The following is a 16,978-nucleotide window of genomic DNA, read 5'->3' on the forward strand; positions in this document are numbered from 1 at the left end:
CTACCCGCGCTCAAGGAAGGCCTCGCGTTCGGGGTTCAGGTACAGCTCTATGGCCTCTGCCAGCTCCGGGTACTGGGACAGCGTGGAGTCGCGCTGCAGGATGGCGGTGGCGTCTTCCCGGGCGCGGGCGATGACCGCCTCGTCCTTGATTACCCGCAGCAGCTTCAGCGTCGATTTGCCTCCCGACTGCGAGGCACCGAGGATGTCCCCCTCACGGCGCAGCTGCAGGTCGGCCTGGGACAGTTCGAACCCGTCGGTGGTAGCGGCGACGGCCTGCAGCCGCTCCCGGCTGGGGTGGCCCGGTTCCAGCTGCGTCACCAACAGACAGGTACCGGGTAGACCGCCGCGGCCCACCCGGCCCCGAAGCTGGTGGAGTTGCGAAATCCCGAACCGGTCAGCGTCCAGGATCACCATCATGGTGGCATTGTGCACGTCGACGCCGACTTCGATCACTGTGGTCGATACCAGGATGTCCAGCGTGCCGTCATTGAACTCCGCCATCGCGGCGGCCTTCTGCTCGGACTCCATCCGCCCATGCAGCATGCCGATCCGCACGCCGGACAGGACCGGCAGGTTGCTGATGTGCTCGAGAATGCCGGCCACCGAAGCCATCGGCCGTTGTTGTTCCTGCTCCAGATCGTCCGGCGGATCGGCGTCCTCGAGTTCGTCGTCGCCGATCTTGGGGCAGACAACGTAGACCTGCCGGCCGGCGTCGACCTCTTCGCGGGCGCGCTGCCAGATCCGGTCCTCCCAGGCAGGATGCTCCTGCAGCGCCACCAGGTGAGTGCTGATCGGCGCCCGCCCGGCCGGCAGCTCGGTCAACACCGATGTCTCCAGGTCCCCGAAGACGGTCATTGCCACGGTCCGCGGAATGGGCGTGGCAGTCATGACCAGCAGGTGCGGCGGCGTGTCGGCCCGGCTGCGCAGTTTGTCGCGCTGCTCCACGCCAAACCGGTGCTGCTCGTCCACCACCACCAGTCCCAAATCCAGGAACTGCACGGTGTCGGACAGCAGCGCATGGGTGCCGACGACGATGCCCGCTTCTCCTGTCGCTACGTCCAGCAGTGCCCTGCGCTTGGCGGTCCCGGTCATCGATCCGGTCAGCAGCACCACCTTGGTGCCGTCGGCGTCGCCGCCGAGCATGCCGCCCTGTGCCAGCGGCCCGAGCGTGCGGCTGATCGACTCGTAGTGCTGGCTGGCCAGGACTTCGGTTGGCGCGAGCAGCGCCGCCTGGCCACCGGAATCGACCACTTGAAGCATCGCCCGGAGGGCGACCAGGGTCTTTCCGGAACCGACCTCTCCCTGCAGCAACCGGTTCATCGGTGCGTGGCCGGCCAATTCGGCGGCGACGGTCTGACCGATGTCGCGCTGGCCCTTGGTCAGTTCGAAGGGCAACCGGGCGTCGAACTTGTCCGCAATTCCGCCGGTCCGTCCCGGGCGCGCGGTGGCCTGTTCTGCCGCCGCAATGGCCCGCTTCCGCCCCAGCGCCGCCTGCAGGACCAGCGCTTCCTGGTACCGGAAGCGGTCCCGGGCTGCGCTGGCGGCCTCCATCGTCGTGGGCCGGTGGATCTGCTCATAGGCCTCGGCCAGGGAGAGCAGACGATCGCGGATGGCGATGTCCGCCGGGATGGGGTCTCCCACGCGGCTGAAGTCCACGACGTCCAACAACGCATCCACTGCGGCCTTGATCCGCCAGCTGCCAAGTTTTGCCGTGGCCGGGTACATCGGCACCGGACGCAGGGCTTCCTCCGCGTCGAAGTCGAAAGCGTCCTCGAGCAGTTGATAGTCCGGGTTGGTCAGCGTGAGGCCGCCCCGGTAGGAGGTCACCTTGCCGGAGAACATGGCAAGGGTCCCGGGTTTCAGCTCGCGTTCGGCCTGATAGCCGTTAAAGAAGGTGAGGCTGATGTCCGAGGAATTATCGGTCACAACAACTTCGGTCAGCGAGCCGCGGCGGGCACGCATCCGGCGCGACGTGCACTTCAGGACCCGGGCCACCAGGCTGGCGTCCTCATCAAAGGGCAGCTCGGCGATCATGGTCAGTTCGCCGCGCTTCAGGTACCGGCGTGGAAAGTAATTGAGCAATTCCCCGGTCTTGGTGAGGCCCAGGTGCTTCTCGAGCGCGGTGGCCGAACGCTTGCCCAGCCGCCGCTCCAGCGGAACACTCAGCTCATCGGGCAGTTCAACCGCCATGGGTGTGCTCCGGCGGGCCGGCCAGCTCCGTCATGGTGACATTCATGGGCTCGCCCAGTTCGCGGATGAGTTTCAGGGCTGCATCGCCGTCCGGCACGTGCGCGTGGACGCGCCAGCGGTATCCGCCTTCGACCTCGGTCACCGCACTCATGATGACCGAATCGCCCAACTCGTCGAGCTTCAAGCGCAGCGTTGCGGCATCCAAGGGACTGAGGTTGATGGTGCACATCACCTCGACGCCTTCATCGATGTGGTCCAGATGCAGATGCGGATCCTGCACATTGAATCCGTGCAGGCCGTCCAGCAGTTCAGGCTGCAATTCCTCGCCCAGGGCGCTGGCACGCAAGGTGTCCATGATGAGCAGGAAGCCCACCGCCCCGGCGTCGACAATGTGGGCCGATTCGAGGGCACCGAGCTGGGCCTCGGTCCTGACAACTGCCGCTAGGGCCTCCTCCACGACGGCTTCCAGCGTCGCCGCCAGGCCATGGTTGCTGTCATCGCCATGCTGGGCGCCGTGCGCGGCCGAAGCAGCCCGGGAAACCGCAGCGATGACGGAGAGCATCGTTCCCTCGACCGGCTCGCTCAACGCAGACCAGCAGCGGATCTCGGCACGCTGCAGGGCCGCGGCCAGCAGCGGACCGGTTAACCGGGTGGTCCCGCGCAACGGTTCTGCCATCGCGGCCAGGAAAACGGACAGCAAGGTGCCCGAGTTTCCGCGCGCTTCCTCCATGGCGGCCTGGCCGGCGCCGGCCAGGAGCTCACCGACGTCGGTCGTGGGATTTGCCGAAGCGGACTGAGCCGCCGCCCGGATGGTCAGGTAGAGGTTGGTCCCGGTGTCCCCGTCGGCCACCGGGAAGATGTTGATCGCGTTGAGGCGGTCGCTGTGGTTCCCGAGGACCACTTCGGCTTTGGACAGCCAGCGGCGCAGCGCTTCGGCATTGGCAGCAATCTTCGTCTGCAACATGATCCCATCTGCATGCGCCGGCGATGCCCGCCAACGATCGTCCTCAGTTCTCCGGCGTTAACTGAGCCTACCGCAGCCTGCCCGGCTCATCGGCAAGCCGCGGCGGCGTTGTGGAACTACTGAAGATCCGCGGTGCTGAGGTAGTCGCCGAGGCCGTCGTTCTGCAGGGCGTCTGCGATCTCGGCGATGGCGGCCTCATCCGGCACCACGATCGACTGGCCGTCCGCGGACGTGCCGGTGCCGAGCGTGGGAAGGGTGAACATCTGCACGTCGTTTGAACGCACGTCCCGGAGCGACACGCCCAGGGAGCCGGCCTTCATCGCATCCAGTTCATTGTCCACACTAAGGAACGGCGAGAATTCCGAGACGACCTCGTTAATGCGCACCGGGTTCGTCAGCGTTTCCGCCGTCAGGAACTTGGACATCAAAGCCTTCACGAACAGCTGCTGGTTGCGGACCCTCGAATAGTCCCCGTCGCTGAAGGCCTTGCGCTCCCGCACGAAGGACAGGGCCGATTCCCCGCTCAGCGTCTGGGTTCCGGCCGGGAAAAACTCGCCTGTTGAACCGTTCGCCGAGAAGGCCTCCGGATTATTGATTTCTACCCCGCCCAGGGCATCCGTGAGTTCCTTGAACCCTGCGAAGTCGATGATCGCCACGTGATCGACGCGGGTCTCGAACATGCCTTCAATGGTTTCCACCACAAGCGGCACACCCCCGAACGCCATGGCGGCGTTGATCTTGTGCTCGCCCTGACCCGGGATGTCCACCCAGGTGTCACGCATGATCGACATGACGTAGACGTTCTCCCGGTTTTCCGGGATGTGCATCAGCATCATGGTGTCCGACCGGCTGCCATCCGAGGTCTCGGTGAGGTTCTTGCCTGAGGCATCGCGGCTGTCCGAACCCATGAGCAAAATGTTGACCGACTTGTCGTTGGGGTCCTTCGTCGCACGGTTGTTCGGAAAGGCCGACTCAATCGTCTGCGATTTGCTGTTGAAAGAGTTGGCAAGGTTGAAAATGTAGCCACCTCCCACAATCGCGGCCACAACAACAATGCCCAGCAGCGCGAAGAAGACCGTTCGAATGGGGTCTTTCTTGCGCTGGCGGCGCTGCCGCCGTGGGCGGTACTCGTTGTCATGTTCAGCAGTCAATGAGGTCTCTTCCTAGGGAGGGGCTAAGTAAAAGGATAAAGCCCGCGGCACACTTGCCCTTGCAGGATGCCCACTGGGCGTGGCCGGGGTCACGGCCGCCCAGGGGGTCTGCAAGGACCGGGATACGCTAGCAGTATGACCCGCGTTTCCCCCAATCGCCGCCGTGCCGTCCTGTTGTCGCTTGGATTGCTGGGAAGCCTCACGGCGTGCTCGCCGGTGGTCACGGTGGACGCTGCACCGGACGCTGCCAATCCCGGCTGCGCTCCGATGATGGTGATCCTGCCCCAGTACGTGGCCGATTTCCCGCGCCGCGAGACAAGCAGCCAGGCCACGGCCGCCTGGGGGGACCCGTCCCAGGTGATCCTGCGCTGCGGAGTGCCGGTGCCGGGTCCGACGACGGATCAGTGCGTTTCCGTCAATGACGTGGATTGGGTGCTGCGCGAGGGCGAGAACGGCTACTGGACGGCGACGACGTACGGGCGCACGCCGGCCACGGAACTTATTTTCAAGCCCGACGACGTGGCGGAGAGTTCCGTACTGATGGATCTGTCCGCGGCGGCCTCGGAGATTCCGCAGGAACGCAAGTGTGTGAGCATCTCGGATACGTTGTAGGGGTCTGAGGGGTCTCCACGGGTCTCCATCGGGTCTCCACGCAGGCGCAAGCGCCTTTGGTCGACCACCGAGGCTGCTTCTGCCGGTGGTCGATGGAGGCGCGCCAGCGCCGAGTAGAGACCGGCCGGCCGACAGGGGTTAGCGCAGGCCGGTCTTGCGGTTGAGTGCCAGGTACAGCAATTCGTCGATCAGTTCGGTGTACGGCAGTCCGGACTTGGCCCACATCTGCGGGTACATGCTGATGGGCGTGAAGCCGGGCATGGTGTTGATTTCGTTGATGATCAGTTCGCCGTCGGGCGTGTAGAAGAAGTCCACGCGCGAGAGGCCCTCTCCCCCGAGAGCGTCAAACGCCAGGGCTGCAAGCTCCCGAACCTTTTCGGTGGCGTCCGCCGGGAGATCTGCCGGACAGCTCAGCGCGGCAGCCGCACCATCGATGTACTTTGCTTCAAAGTCGTAGAACTGGTGCTCCCCGGGCTGAACCGCGATCTCGCCGGGCAGGCTGGCGCGGGTCGGTTCGGTGCCGCGGCCCTGAAGCACAGCGACTTCGATTTCCCGGCCGCTGATGCCGGCCTCCACCACCACTTTGGGGTCGTGTTCGCGGGCCGCTTCAATAGCGGACCGCAGCCCGGATGGTTCGGTCACACGGGTAATGCCCATCGAGGACCCGGCGCGGGCGGGCTTCACGAAGACCGGGAACTGGAGCGAGGCCGCCCGCTCGAGTGAAGCCTCGGCGTCCTGCTGCCATTGGCGGTCGGTGATGACCACGTAGGGGCCCACGGAGAGTCCCGCCGATTCGAAGACCACCTTCATGAAGTGTTTGTCCATGCCCACCGCCGAGGCCAGCACGCCGGCTCCGACATAGCGCACGTCTGCCATCTCCAGCAGCCCTTGCAGAGTGCCGTCTTCACCGAACGGTCCGTGCAGCAGCGGCAGCACCACGTCCACGTTGCCCAGGCTTTGCGGAACCTGCGCGGCCGGCGCCACCACCAGCTCCGGAGCGGTGTCGCGGCTGGCCAACATGACCGGTTCTGCAGACGCGGTGATCTCCGGCATCGCTCCCGAGGCCAGCGACCATTGGGCCGGATCCTCGGCGACCTGCACCCACTGGCCGTTGCGCGCAATCCCGATGGGAACGACGTCGTACTTGTCCTTGTCGATGGCTCCCAGGACACCAGCAGCGGTGACGCAGCTGACCGAATGTTCGCTGGAGCGCCCGCCGAACAGCACCGCGACGCGGGGCTTGCGGCCGGCTGTTGGCACCGGCGCGGCCGGGGTGGATTCGTCGTTCACTGCAGCTCACCTTCGGACTTGAGTTCACGGGTCAAGAGACGTGGGGCCAGTTCCTCAACGGCAATCTGTCCCTCGAGGACGGCCACGACAGCCTCGGTAATCGGCATGTCCACACCGAGCTTAGTGGCCAGGTCCAGCACCGCACGGCCTGACTTGATGCCTTCGGCGGTTTGGGTCATCTGTACAGACACTTCATCGAGCGTCAGGCCACCGCCCAACAACCGGCCGGCAGTATGGTTTCGAGACAGCGGCGACGAGCAGGTGGCAACGAGGTCGCCGAGTCCGGCCAGCCCGGCCATGGTCTGCACGTCTCCGCCCAAGGCGAGGGTGAGCCGGGTGGTCTCCGCCAGTCCGCGCGTGATGACCGTGGCTTTAGTGTTGTCACCCATGCCCTTGCCGTCGCATATCCCGACGCACAAGGCAATGACGTTTTTAACGATTCCGCCGATCTCGACGCCGGTGACGTCGGGATTCGTATACGGGCGGAAATAAGGTGCGGTGCAGAGTCTGGCGATCCACTGCGCCACATCTTCATCCGTGCAGGCCACCACAGACGCAGTGGGTTCCTTGCGCGCGATTTCCATCGCCAGATTGGGACCGGAGATGACTGCTACCCGGTCGTCGGACAGCCCCAGCTCTTCCTTGATCACTTCGCTCATGCGGGCATCGCTGCCACGTTCCAGCCCCTTCATGAGCGAAACGACTACCGCCTCCGGATCCAGCAATGGTTTCCAGGCAGCCAACTGCGGCCGAAGGGTCTGCGCCGGCACGGCCAGCACTACCAGCGGTGCATCGATAAGGACATCTGCCACCTCCGCGGACGCAACGACGTTGTCTGGCAGGACGATGTCCTTCAGGTACTTTGCGTTCCGGTGTTGGGTGTTGATCTCCTCCGCCACCTCGGGACGCCGCGCCCACAGCCGAACCTGGACCTCGGGGTGGGCGTCAGCAACTACCTTGGCGAAGGTAGTGCCCCAGCTTCCTGCTCCGAGAACCGCGATGGTTGCGGGCAGATCGGGGCGTCCGGTCACAACTTCTCCTCTGGCGGTAATTTTTCCGTGTGCACCGCTGGGCCGGCACCGAAGTCCCGGCCGGTCGATTTTTGCCCGTGCGCAGAAGGATCCCAGCGGACAGCAGGGGGCTGTTCGCCGCGCACCTCGGCAAGCAGGGCAGTGATGCTGTCCATAATCCTATTCGTTGCGGCTTCCAGCACCGTCTTGGTGATCGGCATGCCGCTGAATTCCGACAGGTCGACCGGGGCGCCGGCCACCACGTGGGCTGTCTTGCGCGGGAAAAGGCTCGGTTTCTTCGCATAGCGGGGCAGCAAGTCATTGGCTCCCCAATGTGCCACCGGAATAACAGGGGCGCCGGTCTGCAGCGCGAGCCGGGCGGCCCCCGTGTGCCCGCGCATCGGCCACAAACCCGGATCACGCGTCAGCGTGCCTTCCGGATAAATGATGACGGCGCCGCCTTCATCCAGTACGTCGCGGGAGACTTCCAAGGAGCGGTTGGCCCCGGAGCTGCTCCGTTCGACGGGAATCTGGCGGGCCGCGGTCAGCAGTTGCCCCACCACCGGGATCTTGAACAGCGAGGCCTTGGCCAGAAAATGCGGGAGAAGCCCTTGGTTGTAGACATAGTGGCCGACAACCAGCGGATCAATCTCCGTGTTGTGGTTTGGACAGACAATGACGCCCTGGTCTTTGGGGAAATTCTCGGTGCCTGCCCAGTTGCGCCGCAAGACCAGATTTAGGACAGGCCGGACAGCGCCGGCCAGGATACCGATGACCACGCGCTCTTTGGAATGTGCTGGCATGGCTGCTAGTCGACGTCGAAGTCCGCGCCGAGGCCTTCCAGTTTTGACTGGAAGTGCTCGTAGCCACGATTGATCAGCTCGATGCCGGTGACCCGGGACGTTCCAGCCGCAGCCAGTGCGGCAATCAAGTGGCTGAACCCGCCGCGCAGGTCCGGAATGTCGATCTCCGCCCCCGAGAGCTGTGTGGGTCCCGAGATCACGGCAGAATGCAGGAAGTTCCGTTGCCCGAAACGGCACGGAATGCTGCCGAGGCATTCGCGGTGCACCTGGATGTTGGCTCCCATCCGGATCAGGGCTTCGGTAAAGCCGAACCGGTTCTCGTACACCGTCTCGTGCACAATCGAGACGCCGTCCGCCTGGGTCAGGGCCACCACCAGCGGCTGCTGCCAGTCCGTCATAAAGCCGGGATGCACATCGGTCTCGAGTACCAGCGGCGACAGGCTCCCACCCGGGTGGTAGAACCGGATGCCGTCGTCGTCGATATCAAAGGCCCCACCGATCTTGCGGTAGGTGTTCAGGAACGCAGTGAGGTCGCCTTGGTTGGCGCCCTCGACGTAGATGTCGCCTTGCGTAACCAGCGCCGCCGACGCCCAGGAAGCCGCCTCGTTGCGGTCGGGCAACGCACGGTGGTTGAAACCAATCAGTTCCGGCACGCCCTCGATGCGGATGACGCGGTCCGTCTGAACGGAGATGATGGCGCCCATCTTCTGCAGCACAGCGATCAGGTCCATGATCTCCGGCTCGATGGCGGCCCCGCTCAGCTCCGTGATGCCCTCGGCCCGGGTTGCGGTCAAGAGCACCTGTTCGGTGGCCCCAACGCTGGGATAGGGCAGCGTCAGCTTCGCGCCCGTCAATCCCCGGGGTGCAGAGATGGAAATGCCACCGGGCCGTTTGTCCACGATGGCACCGAACTGACGCAGCACGTCGAGGTGGTAGTCGATGGGACGGTCGCCGATGCGGCAGCCGCCCAGATCGGGGATAAAAGCTTCGCCGATGGCGTGGATCAGGGGGCCACAGAACAAGATCGGAATGCGGGAATCACCGGCGTGCGCGTCGATGTCCTTCATCTGGGCGGTCTTGACGTTCGTGGGATCAAGCGTGAGGTCACCGGTCACCGGGTCTTTGGTGACCTCGACGCCGTGCAGGCGCAGCAGGCTGGTGACGATCTCCACGTCCCTGATCTCGGGCACATTCCGGAGGACCGAGGCATCGCTGCCGAGCAAGGACGCGACCATCGCTTTGGGAACCAGGTTCTTGGCACCACGGACGGGCACCTTTCCCGTCAGGGGTACGCCACCACGAATGGTCAGAACACTTGCCATGAATACCTGTTTCCTCAAGCTAGTTTAACGCCGAACTGGGCCTAGGGCTCAGCTAAGCATATTGGCAATCTGTGACCATCCCGAAATAAACAGACCGCGCGTCCTGTGTCCTTCGACGCGCTGGCCGTTGACTTGCATAATGAGGGCCCTACAGGCAAATCGGCGCCTTCGAGGGAACCGTGAAAAGTCCCTCAAAGGCGCCGATCCGGTGCAGGAATGCCTGCGGTCAGACCTTCGCGGGCAGCGTTGTCGGCTTCCACGATGGCCGGGTGGCTTCGTAGGAGGTGATTTCTGCCTCATGGTGAAGCGTCAGGCCGATATCGTCCAGCCCTTCGAGCAACCGCCAGCGGGTGTAGTCGTCAATCTCGAACGGAGCGGTGATGGTTCCACAGATGACCGTCTTGGCTTCCAAGTCAACCGTGATTTCGGTGCCCGGATGGTTCTCGAGTTCCTTCCAGATCAGCTCGATGTCATCCTGGGCCACTTCGGCGGCCAGCAGGCCCTGCTTGCCGGAGTTTCCGCGGAAGATATCGGCGAACCGGGACGAGAGCACGACGCGGAACCCGTAGTCCTTCAGAGCCCAGACAGCGTGTTCGCGCGAGGAGCCGGTGCCGAAGTCAGGACCGGCGACCAGGACGGATCCGCGGCTGAACGGCTCCTGGTTCAGGATGAAATCCTCATGCTTGCGCCAGCCGGCGAACAGGGCATCTTCGAAGCCGGTGCGGGTGATGCGCTTGAGGTACACCGCAGGGATGATCTGGTCGGTGTCCACGTTGGACTGCCGCAGGGGAACGCCGATGCCGGTATGGGTGGTGAACTTCTCCATGGTGCTTCAGGCTCCTTAGGCAGCAGACCGCGTGGCGGCGTCGTTAGTGACTGGATCCAGATCCGAGGGCGAGCTCAGGGTGCCGCGCACCGCAGTGGCGGCAGCCACGACCGGCGACACCAGGTGCGTCCGGCCGCCCTTGCCCTGCCGCCCTTCGAAGTTGCGGTTGGAGGTGGAAGCGCAGCGCTCCCCCGGAGCCAGCTGGTCGGGGTTCATGCCCAGGCACATGGAGCAACCGGCGAACCGCCACTCCGCACCGAACTCTTTGAAGACCTGGTCCAGCCCTTCGGCTTCGGCTTCGAGCCGGACGCGCGCTGAGCCGGGAACCACCATCATGCGCACGTTCGGCGCCTTCTGCCGGCCGCGGATAATGTCTGCGGCAATGCGCAGGTCCTCGATCCGGCTGTTAGTGCAGGAGCCCAGGAAGACGGTGTCCACCGGGATGTCCTTCATGGGAGTGCCGGCTTCGAGCCCCATGTAGGCCAGGGCACGTTCCGCCGCAGCCTTGGCGTTCTCGTCGGCGAAGTCGTCTGGGGACGGCACCGCCTCGGACAGGGAAACGCCTTGCCCGGGGTTGGTGCCCCAGGTCACGAAAGGCTCGAGGGTGTTTGCGTCCAGGAAGACTTCGGCGTCAAATTCGGCGTCGTCGTCGGTGCGCAGCGTCTGCCAGTAGTCGACGGCGGCGTCCCAGTCGGCACCTTCCGGCGCGTGCGGACGGCCCTTGAGGTAGTCGAAGGTGGTCTGGTCCGGGGCCACCATGCCGGCCCGGGCGCCCGCTTCGATGGACATGTTGCAGATGGTCATCCGCGCTTCCATGCTCAGCGCACGAATGGCGGACCCGCGGTATTCCAGCACGTAGCCCTGCCCGCCGCCGGTGCCGATCTTGGCGATGACGGCCAGGATAATGTCCTTGGCGGTGACCCCAGGACGCAGCGTGCCCTCGACGTTGACGGCCATCGTCTTGAACGGCTTCAGTGAAAGCGTCTGGGTTGCCATGACGTGCTCGACCTCGGACGTTCCGATGCCGAAGGCCAGCGCGCCGAACGCGCCGTGCGTGGAGGTATGGGAGTCACCGCATACCACCGTCATGCCCGGCTGGGTGAGTCCAAGCTGGGGACCTACCACGTGCACAATCCCCTGCTCGGCATCCCCGAGCGAGTGCAGACGGACGCCGAATTCCCGGCAGTTGGCGCGCAGTGTCTCGATTTGGGTCCGGCTGGTCAGGTCGGCAATGGGCTTGTCGATGTCCAGTGTGGGAGTGTTGTGGTCCTCGGTGGCGATGGTCAGATCCGGACGACGCAGCTTCCGCCCCGCCAACCGCAGCCCCTCGAAGGCCTGCGGGGACGTGACTTCGTGCACCAAGTGAAGGTCGATGAAAAGGAGGTCCGGCTGGCGGGCTGCGCCTTCTCCGTCACCGCGGCGCACCACGTGCGCCTCCCAGACCTTTTCAGCGAGCGTCATGCCCGCAGTGTTACCGGCCATGGCCAGATCCCTCCATCATTACCAACGCAGGTGTGCCTCCCAACGGGAGACCTGCTTCAAGTGTGTGATTCAACTCTTCCAGCACCGGCTCGAATCCCGCCAGCGAATCGACTTGCATCTCAAATAGTGAGATGACAATATCATTCTATGGACAATCCTAGTGGTGTTGGTGTCATCGACAAAGCGGCCATGGTGCTCGATACGCTCGAGGCCGGCCCTACCTCGCTGGCCCAATTAGTAGCCGCGACCGGCCTGGCCCGGCCCACCGCGCACCGGCTTGCCCTGGCCTTGGTGCACCATCGGCTGGTCAGCCGGGACATGCAGGGCCGGTTCGTGTTGGGCAGCCGACTGGTGGAACTTGCCGCCGCGGCCGGGGAAGACCGCCTGATTGCGGCGGCGGGCCCGGTCCTGATGAACCTACGCGATGCCACCGGCGAAAGCGCACAGGTCTTCCGCCGGCAAGGCGACTCACGGGTCTGCGTCGCCTCGGCCGAGCGGCCCATTGGTTTGCGGGACACCATTCCGGTGGGGACGCAGCTCTCCATGAAAGCCGGCTCTGCCGCCCAGGTCCTGCTGGCCTGGGAAGACCACGAACGGCTGCTCGAAGGTCTGCATGGCGCCCGATTCACCCCGACAGTCCTCGCCGGAGTGCGCCGCCGCGGCTGGGGCCAAAGCCTTGGCGAACGCGAGCCGGGAGTGGCGTCGGTCTCGGCGCCGGTCCGCGGTCCCTCGGGACGGGTCATCGCCGCCGTTTCCATTTCAGGCCCGATTGAGCGGCTCACCCGGCAACCGGGACGGCTGCATGCCGAGGTGGTCTGCAACGCAGCCGCACAACTCACCGAGGCCCTGCGCAAGACCAACGACTAGCAACTGTTCAGCCACCGAAGTGGTCCCAACCCCTGGCGTGAACGGCCGCACCGTCCAGCGTCGCGGGAGCCGATCCGTTTCCACGAACCGCTCCGACGGCGACGAAACCGTCCGGTAGGGCAGCCGCTGCCGGGAACGTGCACAGCAGTCCGTGGTCCTCGCCGCCGCCGAGCACCCATTCCATCGGGTCGGCTCCCACCAGGTCCGCTGCCACGCGTAGCGGTTCAACAAAGTCCTGCAGCGCTGCCGCGAACAAATCCACGGAAGCGGAGCTGGCGCGGGCCAGCCGGGCAGCGTCGCGGAGCAGGCCGTCCGAAACGTCCATCATGGCGGTGGCGCCTGCCTTTGCGGCGGCCGGGCCTGCCTGCAGCGGAGGCTCAGGCCGGGACTGGAGGCCGGCCAGTGCCTGCAGCGAAGCCCGGACTTCGCCGCTAAAGTGCGGGCTGTCGAGCAGGCACAATCCGGCCGCCGCCTTCCCCAGCGTCCCGGCCACGGCCACCACGTCGCCGGGGCGCGCACCGCTGCGCAGCACCGGGCGGCGGCCTTCCAGATCGCCGGTGACCGCCGCTGTGACAACCAGCGCATCGCCCCGGCCCAGATCGCCGCCGACGACGGAGCACCGGTCCGCGCCCAGTTTCCGGATCGCCTCGGCCACGCCGTCGGCCAGGTCCTCAACCCAAGCCACCGGCGTCGACCCGGGCAGAGTGAGGCTGATGACCAAGGACGTGGGCACTGCCCCCATCGCGTTGATGTCCGAGAGGTTCTGTGCCACGGACTTCCAACCGACGTCGAATCCGGTGCTCCGGTATCCCGACGGCCACTCGAGCCGGAAATCCTGATCCTGGACCAGCGTGTCGATCGAAATGACGGTCCGTGCGTCCGGTGCGTCGATCACGGCAGCATCGTCGCCGGGACCGACCGGGACGTCGGCCGGGCCAAGCCGCGGAAAGATCCTGTCCAGCAGCGATCCCTCATCCAAGTCGTTGATCATCAGTTCATCGGTCAATCTGTGCATTCTCCCTTGTCATCGCGCCCGCAGCCGTACTCCGCACGGTCGCGCAGGCTTCCCGACGGCGTCATTCTCCGGCCGCCTTGGCAACCGCCCGCCGGAACTCCCGGTACAGGGCGACCGCATTCTCCACCGGCTGGACAATCCGCTCTTCCGCCACCTGCGCCACGGAGGCACGCAGCCGCCGTCGTGCCTTTGCTGCCCTGGATCTGGCGACGAGGCGCGATATCAGGCCCGATGCCAGCGCCAACAGCACCCCGAGGAGGAGCCCGGCGGCCAGCAACAAGGTGGGCACGGGGAAGCCCTCGACCCTGGGTGTTTCAGGCACCGGGAATTGGAAGTATCCCAGCGCCGCGATGCCCAGAAGCCAGAACGCCCCGGCCAGGGCGGCCGCCACGGCGCACCACTGGATCGCCCCGAAGACGGGCCACCACCAGGACGCCCGGTCAGACCGCAGGTCGGTGCCCGCGAGGGCTTGGTCCAAGTCGTCAGGGAGCGTGTCCTCTGCGGACCGTGCCGCCCGGCGGATGGCCGCGCGCCACGGAGCGCTGGCCCCTTCACCGGCACGGTCGGCGAATTGCCGGACCGCCTTGTCGGACTGAGCCTGTTGCGCCGGGCCCGGCGCCGGCATCGACGAGCGATTCAGCATCGGGCTGACGTCTTTCCGGTCCAGATTAAGCCGTTTGAGCGGGTCCCGGCGCAGCTTCCCGAGCCAACGGACCAGCGGCCATCCCGTCCGCGCATGTGACTGGCGGCGGTAGGACGTTGCAACGGCGTCGCAAATCGCATCGACGCCGGCGGCCTGCGCGAGCTGTTCGGCCAGTTGCGTACGGGCTGGCTTGCTGACGCCTGCCGGTTCCGCGCCAAGGTCCCGGTTTAGCGCGTCGGCGGCGTTGCGGACATCGGCGATGAGTCGGTTTGTTGCGGCCTGCCGCTGGTCGGCGAACGCGGTAATAGCCGCCTTGAGCTCGTCGACGCCGGCGCCCGTCCGGGCGGAGACAGGATAGATGGCTGTCCGGCCCAGGCCGTCCTGGACCAGGATGTCCTTGAGCGAGGCCAGGACCGGTTGCAGCTGGTTCTCCGCCAGCCGGTCCACCTGGTTCAGCACGACCAGCGTCACCGCCCCGTGGGATGCCAGCGGCCGCAGGAATCCGTGGTGCACTGCCGCATCGGCGTACTTCTGCGGATCCAGGACCCAGACCAAGACGTCCACTTGCCCTGCGAGCCGTTGCACAATCTCGCGGTGCTCGACGGCGGTGGAATCGAAGTCGGGCAGGTCCAGCAGGATCAGGCCGCCATGTCCGGCCAGCGACTCATCAGCGATGAAATGCCGGTGGGCTACCTGCAGCCAATCCAACAGCGGTTCGCTGCCGGCTGTTCCCCAGATGCCGGCCAGAGTTTCGGAGGTGGTCGGCCGACGTGCAGCCACCGTGGCGTGATCGGTGCCGGACACCGCATTGAACAGCGAGGACTTGCCGCTGCCCGTGGCTCCGAAGAACCCGACCACGGTATGTTCAGCAGACAAGGAGCGACGCGCGCTGGCACGTTCCAACACGTCGTTGATGGACGCAAAGTCGGCCTTGGGCAGTACGCCATCGGCCAGTTCAGCAGCGGCGTTGAGGGCCTCCAGCCGCCCCTCCAATACGGACGCCTCGGGCTTTCCCCGGTGCCGGCTCATTCCGGTGCCCCCGAGTCCGTTTTCGCCCCGACCGCGTGAAGTCGTTCTGCCAGTGAGCGCAGGGCCTCAGCGTGCTTCCCCTGTTGCGGGACTCTGGACAGAAAGCGCTCCGCTTCGGCCTGCATCATCCGGCACGTGCGCTCCTCGAGTTGGGAACGGGCCTTGCGGGCCAGCCGGCGTACGGCGTCCTCGCCGAAGACCGCTTCGAGCAGCTTCTGGCCCACCACGGCCGTTCCGCCTGCAACGCCGATCTCCAAACCTGTCAGGCCGCCGGTGGCCGCGAAAATCACCACCATCAGGGCCACCCCGAGCCCGTTGACTCCAAAGGAGAGCATGCGGGCAGTGAACCGCTTGTCCTCGCCCTCGCTGCGGATTAGTTCCAACAGATCCGCCTGCCAGGCCCGGATCTCCCTTGCCACCTCATCCGAGAACCCGGCGCTGGGTGTGGACAGGTCGTCACTGCCGAGCAATCCCTCCCCTGCCGGATCCACCCGCCATCCGGTCTCGGTGTGCTCCGCCGCTTTAGCCGCCGCCTCCACAATGACGGCCTGCAACCCGGACTCGATGGCTTCCTCGACCACCACCGAGGGCGCTGGTTTGCCGGAAAAGAACGCACCGATCCGGTCCCGGAGCCGGCCGATGCCGTTCTCGATGCCGCGGAAGAATTCTCCGGTACCGACAAAGTCCTGCCACCGGGCCAATACCTCGCCGCGCAGAAGCGTTCCGTCCTGGGTCGCCTCGAGCGCTTGAATGGTGGCTGCTTCATAGGCTCGATCGACGATCTTGCGCAGTCGCTGGCCGGCGGCGTGCTGATCGTCTGCGGCGACGGCGCCAGTTTGGACGGTGTGGGCCAACGAGCGAACGGCGCCACCCAGCGTGCGGCGGGCAATATCGGCACGGCTGGACGCGTCAGCGGCAAGCTGCTCTAGCCAGGCGCGGATCGGGTCCACGGCACCAGCCGGCAGCATGCCTTGTCCGTCCAGCGTGGACTCAAGGACGACGAACAGTTTGGCGGCAGCGAGCCCCTGCCGCTGCAGCAGTCCGGCCAAATCGGTGCGCACCTCCGCCTCCACGTCCTCCGGCACCCGGTCCAGGACGACGGCGACTTCAATGTCCCGCTGTGCGGCGTCGAGGAGCAACGCCCACGGCACTGCATCCGCATAGCGGTTGGCCGTGGTGACGAAAATCCACAAGTCGGCGGCCGCCAGCAGTTGTCCGGCCAAACGTCGGTTTTCATCGGAAATCGAATCGATATCCGGTGCGTCGAGCAGGGCAATGCCGGCAGGGATGTTGCGGTCCGCCAACAACACGAGCGAGGTTCCGGCAGGCTCGGCTGCCGGTTCTGCCCCACCGGGGTGGGCCTCGGTTGCGTCGTGTGCCGGTGTTCCGGTGATCCGGCTGAGACCGGGCAGAATCCGCCGGTCCGTAAACCAGGTTCGGTCGCTGGGATGGTGCAGCAGTACGGGCTGCCGGGTCGTTGGCCGAATGGCGCCCGTGCGCGTTGCCGGATACCCGGCCAGCGCGTTCACCAGGGTTGACTTCCCGGCGCCGGTGGAGCCTCCCACCACAGCCAGCAGCGGCGCTTCCAGGGTGCGGTAGCGGGGCAGAATATAGTCGTCCAACTGGGCCACCGCGGCGCGGATGGCGCCGCGTGCCTCGGCGGCGCCCGGCACGTCCAGCGGCAAGTCCACGGCATCAAGCGTGCTGCGGCTCTCTTCCAGGAGCGCGACGGCGTCTGCCGCTCCCCCGTCTTGGCCCTCGGGCAACATGCTGG

Annotated in this window: 14 protein-coding genes; 2 read left to right on the plus strand and 12 right to left on the minus strand. The window is 65.7% G+C overall.

The window, feature by feature from the left end:
• From AC5RWX_RS14545 to AC5RWX_RS14555, 3 genes are all read right to left on the minus strand, one after another.
• A complete protein-coding gene (locus AC5RWX_RS14545) occupies positions 1–2,190 on the minus strand; it encodes an ATP-dependent DNA helicase RecG (protein ID WP_493956323.1) in 2,190 nt (729 codons plus the stop codon).
• Entirely contained in the window at positions 2,180–3,118 is a 939-nt protein-coding gene (locus AC5RWX_RS14550; protein WP_493941600.1) for a DAK2 domain-containing protein, read from the minus strand. Before AC5RWX_RS14550 ends, AC5RWX_RS14545 begins: the two co-directional genes overlap by 11 nt.
• A gap of 152 nt (positions 3,119–3,270) precedes the next feature.
• Positions 3,271–4,305 carry an LCP family protein gene (locus AC5RWX_RS14555; protein WP_493941592.1) on the minus strand — a complete coding sequence of 345 codons (1,035 nt, stop codon included), beginning with the start codon at positions 4,303–4,305 and terminating at the stop codon, positions 3,271–3,273.
• A 135-nt stretch (positions 4,306–4,440) separates the two neighbouring features.
• Here AC5RWX_RS14555 and AC5RWX_RS14560 point away from each other — a divergent pair, with 135 nt between their 5' ends.
• The gene (locus tag AC5RWX_RS14560; protein WP_493941593.1) at positions 4,441–4,917 is read left to right on the plus strand and encodes a DUF3515 domain-containing protein; all 477 of its coding nucleotides are present in this window, start codon (positions 4,441–4,443) and stop codon (positions 4,915–4,917) included.
• 138 nt (positions 4,918–5,055) lie between these two features.
• On the opposite strand, the gene AC5RWX_RS14565 is transcribed toward AC5RWX_RS14560, so the two are convergent.
• From AC5RWX_RS14565 to leuC, 6 genes are all read right to left on the minus strand, one after another.
• Positions 5,056–6,177: a D-alanine--D-alanine ligase family protein gene (locus tag AC5RWX_RS14565; protein ID WP_493956903.1), complete on the minus strand. Its 1,122-nt coding sequence runs from the start codon at positions 6,175–6,177 to the stop codon at positions 5,056–5,058.
• Between the two features lie 26 nt (positions 6,178–6,203).
• Positions 6,204–7,238: an NAD(P)H-dependent glycerol-3-phosphate dehydrogenase gene (locus AC5RWX_RS14570; protein ID WP_493956324.1), complete on the minus strand. Its 1,035-nt coding sequence runs from the start codon at positions 7,236–7,238 to the stop codon at positions 6,204–6,206.
• Positions 7,235–8,020 (minus strand): lysophospholipid acyltransferase family protein, encoded by a 786-nt coding sequence (locus AC5RWX_RS14575; protein ID WP_493941595.1) that lies wholly within the window; start codon positions 8,018–8,020, stop codon positions 7,235–7,237. The genes AC5RWX_RS14570 and AC5RWX_RS14575 overlap by 4 nt, the downstream gene beginning before the upstream one ends.
• A 5-nt stretch (positions 8,021–8,025) precedes the next feature.
• Positions 8,026–9,342 (minus strand): UDP-N-acetylglucosamine 1-carboxyvinyltransferase, encoded by a 1,317-nt coding sequence (gene murA, locus AC5RWX_RS14580; RefSeq protein WP_493941596.1) that lies wholly within the window; start codon positions 9,340–9,342, stop codon positions 8,026–8,028.
• Between the two features lie 226 nt (positions 9,343–9,568).
• Positions 9,569–10,168, minus strand: coding sequence for a 3-isopropylmalate dehydratase small subunit (gene leuD, locus AC5RWX_RS14585; protein WP_493956325.1), 600 nt, complete (start codon positions 10,166–10,168; stop codon positions 9,569–9,571).
• Between the two features lie 15 nt (positions 10,169–10,183).
• On the minus strand, positions 10,184–11,650 hold the full coding sequence (gene leuC, locus AC5RWX_RS14590) for a 3-isopropylmalate dehydratase large subunit (protein WP_494097566.1): 1,467 nt from the start codon (positions 11,648–11,650) through the stop codon (positions 10,184–10,186).
• A 147-nt stretch (positions 11,651–11,797) separates the two neighbouring features.
• Here leuC and AC5RWX_RS14595 point away from each other — a divergent pair, with 147 nt between their 5' ends.
• Positions 11,798–12,517: an IclR family transcriptional regulator gene (locus AC5RWX_RS14595; protein WP_493941599.1), complete on the plus strand. Its 720-nt coding sequence runs from the start codon at positions 11,798–11,800 to the stop codon at positions 12,515–12,517.
• 7 nt (positions 12,518–12,524) lie between these two features.
• On the opposite strand, the gene AC5RWX_RS14600 is transcribed toward AC5RWX_RS14595, so the two are convergent.
• From AC5RWX_RS14600 to AC5RWX_RS14610, 3 genes are all read right to left on the minus strand, one after another.
• On the minus strand, positions 12,525–13,532 hold the full coding sequence (locus tag AC5RWX_RS14600) for a thiamine-phosphate kinase (protein ID WP_493956327.1): 1,008 nt from the start codon (positions 13,530–13,532) through the stop codon (positions 12,525–12,527).
• Positions 13,533–13,593: 61 nt separating this feature from the next.
• Positions 13,594–15,204, minus strand: a complete 1,611-nt coding sequence (locus AC5RWX_RS14605; protein WP_493956328.1) for a GTPase — start codon at positions 15,202–15,204, stop codon at positions 13,594–13,596.
• The gene (locus tag AC5RWX_RS14610; protein ID WP_493956904.1) at positions 15,201–16,973 is read right to left on the minus strand and encodes a dynamin family protein; all 1,773 of its coding nucleotides are present in this window, start codon (positions 16,971–16,973) and stop codon (positions 15,201–15,203) included. The genes AC5RWX_RS14605 and AC5RWX_RS14610 overlap by 4 nt, the downstream gene beginning before the upstream one ends.
• Positions 16,974–16,978 lie beyond the last annotated feature (5 nt).

Source organism: Arthrobacter sp. SPT-J7 (genome assembly GCF_059089965.1).

Excerpts from the sequence above, each read along its gene's own strand:
- AC5RWX_RS14545 (WP_493956323.1), bottom strand. The coding sequence starts at position 2,190 with ATGGCGGTTGAACTGCCCGATGAGCTGAGTGTTCCGCTGGAGCGGCGG.
- AC5RWX_RS14560 (WP_493941593.1), top strand. The coding sequence starts at position 4,441 with ATGACCCGCGTTTCCCCCAATCGCCGCCGTGCCGTCCTGTTGTCGCTT.
- AC5RWX_RS14575 (WP_493941595.1), bottom strand. The coding sequence starts at position 8,020 with ATGCCAGCACATTCCAAAGAGCGCGTGGTCATCGGTATCCTGGCCGGC.
- murA (WP_493941596.1), bottom strand. The coding sequence starts at position 9,342 with ATGGCAAGTGTTCTGACCATTCGTGGTGGCGTACCCCTGACGGGAAAG.
- leuD (WP_493956325.1), bottom strand. The coding sequence starts at position 10,168 with ATGGAGAAGTTCACCACCCATACCGGCATCGGCGTTCCCCTGCGGCAG.
- leuC (WP_494097566.1), bottom strand. The coding sequence starts at position 11,650 with ATGGCCGGTAACACTGCGGGCATGACGCTCGCTGAAAAGGTCTGGGAG.
- AC5RWX_RS14595 (WP_493941599.1), top strand. The coding sequence starts at position 11,798 with ATGGACAATCCTAGTGGTGTTGGTGTCATCGACAAAGCGGCCATGGTG.
- AC5RWX_RS14600 (WP_493956327.1), bottom strand. The coding sequence starts at position 13,532 with ATGCACAGATTGACCGATGAACTGATGATCAACGACTTGGATGAGGGA.
- AC5RWX_RS14605 (WP_493956328.1), bottom strand. The coding sequence starts at position 15,204 with ATGAGCCGGCACCGGGGAAAGCCCGAGGCGTCCGTATTGGAGGGGCGG.
- AC5RWX_RS14610 (WP_493956904.1), bottom strand. The coding sequence starts at position 16,973 with ATGTTGCCCGAGGGCCAAGACGGGGGAGCGGCAGACGCCGTCGCGCTC.